Source organism: Methylobacterium sp. WL6 (genome assembly GCF_008040095.1).
Classification (GTDB): Bacteria; Pseudomonadota; Alphaproteobacteria; order Rhizobiales; family Beijerinckiaceae; genus Methylobacterium.
On record NZ_VRVH01000254.1, the window covers coordinates 1 to 6612 of the forward strand.

The 6612-nt window shown below is 71.3% G+C and carries 5 protein-coding genes; 1 reads left to right on the forward strand and 4 read right to left on the reverse strand.

Annotated elements, in window-relative coordinates:
- Positions 1–230: 230 nt before the first annotated feature.
- The 3 genes from FV230_RS22515 to FV230_RS22525 form a co-directional block, all read right to left on the reverse strand.
- A complete protein-coding gene (locus FV230_RS22515; protein WP_147843990.1) occupies positions 231–1478 on the reverse strand; it encodes an Hsp70 family protein in 1248 nt (415 codons plus the stop codon).
- A gap of 70 nt (positions 1479–1548) precedes the next feature.
- Positions 1549–1878, reverse strand: coding sequence for a GlpM family protein (locus tag FV230_RS22520; protein ID WP_147843991.1), 330 nt, complete (start codon positions 1876–1878; stop codon positions 1549–1551).
- An 8-nt stretch (positions 1879–1886) separates the two neighbouring features.
- Positions 1887–3200: a replication-associated recombination protein A gene (locus FV230_RS22525; RefSeq protein WP_147728137.1), complete on the reverse strand. Its 1314-nt coding sequence runs from the start codon at positions 3198–3200 to the stop codon at positions 1887–1889.
- 314 nt (positions 3201–3514) lie between these two features.
- On the opposite strand from FV230_RS22525, the gene FV230_RS22530 reads away from it, so the two are divergent.
- Positions 3515–5107, forward strand: a complete 1593-nt coding sequence (locus tag FV230_RS22530; protein WP_246694956.1) for an EAL domain-containing protein — start codon at positions 3515–3517, stop codon at positions 5105–5107.
- Here FV230_RS22530 and FV230_RS22535 read toward each other — a convergent pair.
- Positions 5064–6563, reverse strand: a complete 1500-nt coding sequence (locus tag FV230_RS22535; protein ID WP_147843993.1) for a Do family serine endopeptidase — start codon at positions 6561–6563, stop codon at positions 5064–5066. The genes FV230_RS22530 and FV230_RS22535 overlap by 44 nt on opposite strands.
- Positions 6564–6612 lie beyond the last annotated feature (49 nt).

Genomic DNA, 6612 nt, shown 5'->3' on the forward strand with positions numbered 1-6612 from the left:
TGCCGAAGGCGGCCTTTCCGGCCGCGGCTTTGCCGGTCGCGGACTTCGCGGCGGGCGGACGGCCGGAGCCCTTGCCGACGGTCTTGCCTGCGCCCTTGTCCGGGCCCCGGCCGGGGCCTTTCCCGGCCGAGCCGCCGCCGCGTGGTGGATTGCCTGTCATGCGAGGGCGTTAGCACCCGCCCGCGGCGGCGACAATTCGCCCTCGCCGCACGGCAGGCCGGCGTCGCGGCTCAGGCCGCCCGGCGGATCGCCTCGATGGTGAGACCGATGCCGACCGAGCCGAAGGTGTCGCCCTCGACGACGCGGGCGCCGGGCAGGCAGGACGTCAGCCCTTGGCGGACATGCGGCAGGCCGGTGGAGCCGCCGGTGAGGAACAGCGAATCGATCCGGTTCGCGCGCAAGCCCGCCTGGGCGAGGCAGCGCCCGACCCGCTCGGAGATCCGCACCGCCAGCGGTTCGGTGTGGGACACGAGGGCCGTCCGGTCGACCGAGGCCGCCAGGCCCGGCTCGACCCAATCGAGATCGACCTCGGAGGCGCCGTCGTTCGAGGCGGCGATCTTGGCGCCCTCGACGGCGATGGCGAGCGAATGCCCGCGCTCCAGCTCGACCACCGTGCGCAGGCGCTCGACGAGGTCCGGACGCGCGCCGTCGCGGATGATCTCGGCGATCTCGCGCAGGGTCTTGGCGTTGTAGAGCCGGTTGATGCTCGACCACGTGGCGAGGTCGTGGAAATAGGCGTTCGGCACCGAGAGCTCGGGGCGCTTCATCGGGCTGCCGAGGCCGAGCAGCGGCATCACCGTGCCGAGGCTGAGGAAGCGGTCGAAGTCGGTGCCGCCGATGCGGACGCCGTCGTTGGCGAGGATGTCGTCGGCCCGCTCCGCCTTGGCATGCCGCTCGGGCGACAGCCGCACGATCGAGAAGTCCGAGGTGCCGCCGCCGATGTCGGCGATCAGCGCGATCTCCTCGCTGCGGACGCTCTGCTCGTGGTCGAGCGCCGCGGCGATCGGCTCGTACTGGAACGAGACGTGGCGGAAGCCGATGCTCTCGGCGATCTCGCGGAGGGTGTCCTCGGCCCGGCGGTCGCCCTCGGCGTCGCCGTCGACGAAGTGGACCGGGCGCCCGTGCACCACCGTGTCGAAGGTCTCGCCGGCCGCGGTCTCGGCCCGCGCCTTCACCGCGGCGAGGTAGCGCCCGATCACGTCGCGGAAGCGCACGCGCTCGCGCCCGACCGGGGTCGTCTCCTCGATCAGGCCGGAGCCCAGCACCGACTTGAGGCTGCGCATCATCCGGCCCGGCGTGCCCTCGACATAGGCCTCGGTCGCCGCCCGGCCGATCACCGCCTCGCGGTTCGGCTCGAAGAAGATCGCGCTCGGGATGGTGACGTGGCGCCCCTCCAGCGGGACGAGGCGCGGACCCGGCGCGGTGCGGTGTCCAAGGGTCGTGTTCGACGTGCCGAAATCGAGGCCGCAGGCCGCCATCGGGTCTTTGTCTTTCGCGAAGGGTCGGGGGGCGGGTGCCCTACAGGCTGACGGGCGCCCGGTCCAGCGTTCACAGCCAGCGCGGCGCGAGGAAGATCGCGAGCGCGGCCAGCAGCCATGCACAAAGCCCGCCGAGGAGGGCGAGGCGATGGTCGCAGAACCCGCCGAGCCACCACGCCACGGCGAGGAAGACGAGGTAGGCGGGAATCGTGCGGACGCCCGCGAGGCAGGTCTCGCGGAAGGCGCCGGCCTCGCCCTTCGCCCCGACCGCGAGCAGCGCGATGATCGCGAAGGTCGGCGCCAGCGGCAGGATGCCGGGCAGGACGTTGCCGCGGCGCGAGGCCAGCACGATCGCCATCGTCACGAGGCCGCCGGCCACGCCTTTCAGGAGGACGTCCATGCCGGCGCTCATCCCTCCTCGCGCCGCGCTTTCCGAAGCTGCTCCCAGTGGGCGAGCCGGTCGCGGTAGCGGCTCTCCATGCCGCGGTCGGTCGGCGCGTAGAGGTGCTGGCGGCCGAGCCGTTCCGGCCAGTAATCCTGCCCCGAGAACGCCTCCGGCTCGTCGTGGTCGTAGCGGTAGCCCTCGCCGTAGCCGAGCCGTTTCATCAGCTTGGTCGAGCCGTTGAGGATGGTGCGCGGCGGCGGCAGCGAGCCGTGCTCCTTGGCTATGCGGGTCGCGGCCTTGTAGGCCTCGTAGGCGGCGTTCGATTTCGGGGCGCAGGCGAGGTAGATCACCGCCTGTGCCAGGGCGAGCTCGCCCTCGGGGCTGCCGAGGAAGTCGAACGCGTCCTTGGCGGCGGTGGTGATCACCAGCGCCTGCGGGTCGGCGAGCCCGATATCCTCCACCGCCATCCGCACCAGCCGGCGGGCGATGAACAGGCGGTCCTCGCCGCCGTCGAGCATGCGGCAGAGATAGTACAGGGCCGCGTCCGGGTCCGAGCCGCGCACCGTCTTGTGCAGCGCGCTGATCAGGTTGTAGTGGCCCTCCTGCGCCTTGTCGTAGATCGGCGCGCGGCGCTGGACGAGCGTCTGCAGCACCTCCGCGTCGAGGATTTCGTCGGGCTTGGCGGAGCGCCAGACCTCCTCGCACAGGGTCAGCGCCGCGCGCCCGTCGCCGTCGGCCATGCGCACGAGCACGCCGCGCGCCTCCTCGGTGAGCGGCAGCGCCTGGCCCGTCAGGTCCTCCGCCCGCGCGATCAGCTTGGCGATGGCGCCGTCGTCGAGCGCGCGGAACAGCAGGACGCGGGCGCGCGACAGCAGCGCTGCGTTGAGCTCGAAGGACGGGTTCTCGGTGGTCGCCCCCACGAGCGTCACCGTCCCGTCCTCCATCACCGGCAGGAAGGCGTCGAGCTGCGCCCGGTTGAAGCGGTGGATCTCGTCGACGAAGAGCAGCGTCCCCTGCCCCGTCGCCCGGCGTTTGCGCGCGGCCTCGAACACCTTGCGCAGGTCGGGCACGCCGGAGAAGATCGCCGAGATCTGCTCGAAATGCAGGTCGGTCTCGTGCGCGAGCAGGCGCGCCACCGTCGTCTTGCCGGTGCCGGGCGGTCCCCAGAACACCAGCGAGCCGAAGGTCCGCCCACGCAGCAACCGCGTCAGCGCGCCGTCCGGGCCGGTGAGGTGATCCTGGCCGACGACCTCGGCGAGCGTGCCGGGCCGGAGCCGGTCGGCGAGCGGGCGGGGCGCCGACGCATCGAGGCCGGCGGTTGCGAACAGGTCGGGCATGCCGGCATCAACACCCTGCGCCCCTCCCTCGGCAAGGGCCGCCGAACGTCGGGTCGGCCTGATTCGAGCGGCCGGGATCGGCGCCGACGCGGGCGCGTGTGCCCGACGAAGGGCGAAAGGCTCCATTTACCCCCGCGACCGAAGTCTTCGTCCGGCGTCCGCCAAACGAGCCGCGCCGCCTGCCGCCGCCAGGACGCGTGAGACTCCCTTAAGCTCGCCCGTGCTCAGGGTGAGACCGATCGGGGGGACGGTTCATGATCGGAAAACGCGGCAGCTGGGGCGAAGGAGAGCTTTACGAGGTTCTCTGCTTGCTGATGATCGGTGCGTGTTTATGGGTCATCGGAATTCAATTTGAGGTTTTCTCCTGGCTCAATGCTTTCGTCCAGGCGCACCAGCTCTCCAACGAGTTCATGCTCGTGGCGCTGATGGGGATGGCGGTGTTCGTCGCCAGCCTGCGGAAGTCCCTGCTGCTGCGGGTGGCGATGCGCGAGCGCGACATCACCGCCGCCGAGGCCGAGGCGGTGGCACGCCACGACGTCCTGACCGGGCTCGCCAACCGCCGCCTGTTCCTGGAGACGCTGGAGCGCCGCAGGGCGGCCGCGACCCTGGTCCCGACCCAGGCGGTCCTCCTGGTCGACCTCGACCGCTTCAAGCCGGTCAACGACATCTACGGGCACGCGGCCGGCAACGCCGTGCTGTGCGCCGTCGCCGAGCGCCTGTCCGCCCTGACGCCCGACGCCGGCCTTGCGGCCCGGCTCGGCGGCGACGAGTTCGCCCTGCTCGTGCCGCTCGACGGCGGCAGCGACGGCCTGACACGGCTCGCGCAAGGGTTGATCGCGGCGATCGCGGCGCCGATCCAGTGGCAGGGCAACGAGCTGAAGGTCGGCGCGACCATCGGCATCGCCCTGATCTCGGCCGACCAGGCGGATGCCGACGTGGTTCTGCATGCCGCCGACCTCGCGATGTACCAGGGCAAGAAGGACGGCCGCGGCGTGTTCCGCGTGTTCAAGAGCGCAATGGACATCGAGCTCAAGGCGCGGGCCCAGCTCGAGAGCGAGCTTCGCGAGGCGATCGCGAGCGGCGCGATCGAGCCGTACTACCAGCCGGTGGTGACGCTGCCGGAGAAGACGCTGGTCGGCGTCGAGGTGCTGGCCCGCTGGCGGCACCCGGTCCGCGGGCTGCTCGCGCCGGCCTGCTTCATCGGGATCGCGGAGGAGACCGGCCTCATCGCCGAGCTCAGCATGAAGCTCCTGCGCCAGGCCTGCCTCGACGCCCGGGACTGGCCGCCCCATTTCCAGCTCGCGGTCAACATCGCGCCGCAGCAGTTCCAGGACCGCTGGCTGTGCGAGCGCATCCTCGCGATCCTGACCGAGACCGGCTTCTCCCCGAGCCGCCTCGAGGTCGAGATCACCGAGACGGCCCTGGTGCAGGACCTGGAGGCGGCCCGCACGACCCTGACCTCGCTGCAGAACCTCGGCGTGCGCATCGCCCTCGACGACTTCGGGACCGGCTATTCCAGCCTGTACCACCTGCGCGAGCTCAAGTTCGACAAGCTGAAGATCGACCGCACCTACGTCGACACCATCACCATGAGCGCCGAGCGGGCCAAGCTCGTCGACGCGATCATCAAGCTCGGCGCCAGCCTCGGGCTGGTCACCACCGCCGAGGGGATCGAGACCGATGCCAGCGTCGACTGGCTTTCCGACCAGGGCTGCGACTACGGCCAGGGCTACCTGTTTCGGCGCCCCGATGCCGAAGGACGCGATCACCGCGCTGATCGGCAAGCCGCTCGAGGAGATCCAGGCCACCGCCATCGCGTTCCAGGCGGCCTGAGGCCGGGATCGCGTCCGGGCCGGTCTGGCCTCAGCCGCCGAACATCGAGGTCAGCACCTCGCCGTTGCGGTTGATCGCGATCTCCCAGGCGCTCTGCACGGTGCGGGTGGCGCGCTCGACGTCCTTCGTCGTCGAGACCGGCTGCCCGTTGATCGAGACCAGCATGTCGCCCTTCTGCAGGCCGGCGCGCGCCGCGATCGAATTCTCGTCGACCGCCTGCACCGCGACCCCGTCGACGGGGAAGTCCGTCAGCATCTCCTCGGCGACGGCCGGCGAGGTGTTGATCAGCGTGGCGCCGAAGAACGGCGAGCGCGTGCGGACCTTCAGCACGTCGCGCGGCCGCGTCTCGGGCGCCGGCGTCAGCTTGACCGGGAGCGTGCTGCGGCTGGTGCCGCGCAGGATGCCGAACTTGGTCTGGCCGGCGATGCCCTTGAGCGCGAAGCGGTAGCCGAAGGCTTCCGGGTCGTCGACGCTCAAGCCGTCGACCGTCAGGATCAGGTCGCCGCGCTTCAGCCCCGCCTCGTCCGCCGGGCTCTTGGCCTGCAGGCTCGCCACCAGCACGCCGGTCGGATGGTCGAGGCCCATGCTCTCGGCGATGTCCGGCGTCACGCTCTGCACCCGCGCGCCGAGCCAGGGCCGCCGCACGGTGGTGGCGCCGTTCTTGGCGGTCTCGACCACCGCCTTGACCATGCTGGCGGGGATCGCGAAGCCGATGCCGTGGCTGCCGCCCGACTGCGAGTAGATCGCGGTGTTGATCCCCATCAATTGCCCGCGCAGGTCGACCAGCGCCCCGCCGGAATTGCCCGGATTGATCGCGGCGTCGGTCTGGATGAAGAACTGGTAGTCCGACGAGCCGACCTGGGTGCGCGCCAGCGCCGAGACGATGCCCTGCGTCACCGTCTGGCCGACGCCGAACGGGTTGCCGATCGCCATCACGAAGTCGCCGACCTCCAGGCTCTCCGAGTCGCCGAACGGCATCGGGATCAGCCCGCCGGTCGGGTTGGTGATCCGCACCACGGCGAGATCCGTGCGCGGGTCGCGCAGCACGATCGTCGCCTCGAACTCGCGCCGGTCGGCCAGCGAGACGCGGACCTCGTTCATGTTGTCGATGACGTGGTTGTTGGTGATGATCAGCCCCGACGCGTCGACGATGACGCCGGAGCCGAGGGATTTCTGCGCCCGCTCGCCCGGGGCGCCGCCCTGCCCGCGGCCGCCCTCCGCGCCGAAGAACCGGCGCATGAACTCGTCCATGGCACTGGTGCGGGCGTTGGGCCGCTTGTCGATGTGCGAGGCGTAGACGTTCACCACCGAGGGCGCCGCCCGCTTCACCACGGGGGCGAAGGAGAGCTGCACCTCGCCCTTGCCCGTCGGCGCCGCCTTCTCGGGCATCGCCGACTTCAGCGGCGGCGCATCCGGGGTCTTCATGTCCGGTGTCTTGACGTCCGGTGTCTTGGCCATCTGCGCGGCGGCGGGGCCGGCGGACAGCATCAGCGCGGCGACCAGGACGATCGGGGTGGACGGGCGAGGCATGCAGGGCTCCGGGCGCTCGGGGTCGTCGGGGCGCCGGGCCGCCCGCGGC

Bases quoted from the DNA above. Each gene is read 5' to 3' on its own strand.
- FV230_RS22515 (WP_147843990.1), bottom strand. From the start codon at position 1,478: ATGGCGGCCTGCGGCCTCGATTTCGGCACGTCGAACACGACCCTTGGA.
- FV230_RS22535 (WP_147843993.1), bottom strand. From the start codon at position 6,563: ATGCCTCGCCCGTCCACCCCGATCGTCCTGGTCGCCGCGCTGATGCTG.
- FV230_RS22520 (WP_147843991.1), bottom strand. From the start codon at position 1,878: ATGGACGTCCTCCTGAAAGGCGTGGCCGGCGGCCTCGTGACGATGGCG.
- FV230_RS22525 (WP_147728137.1), bottom strand. From the start codon at position 3,200: ATGCCCGACCTGTTCGCAACCGCCGGCCTCGATGCGTCGGCGCCCCGC.
- FV230_RS22530 (WP_246694956.1), top strand. From the start codon at position 3,515: ATGATCGGTGCGTGTTTATGGGTCATCGGAATTCAATTTGAGGTTTTC.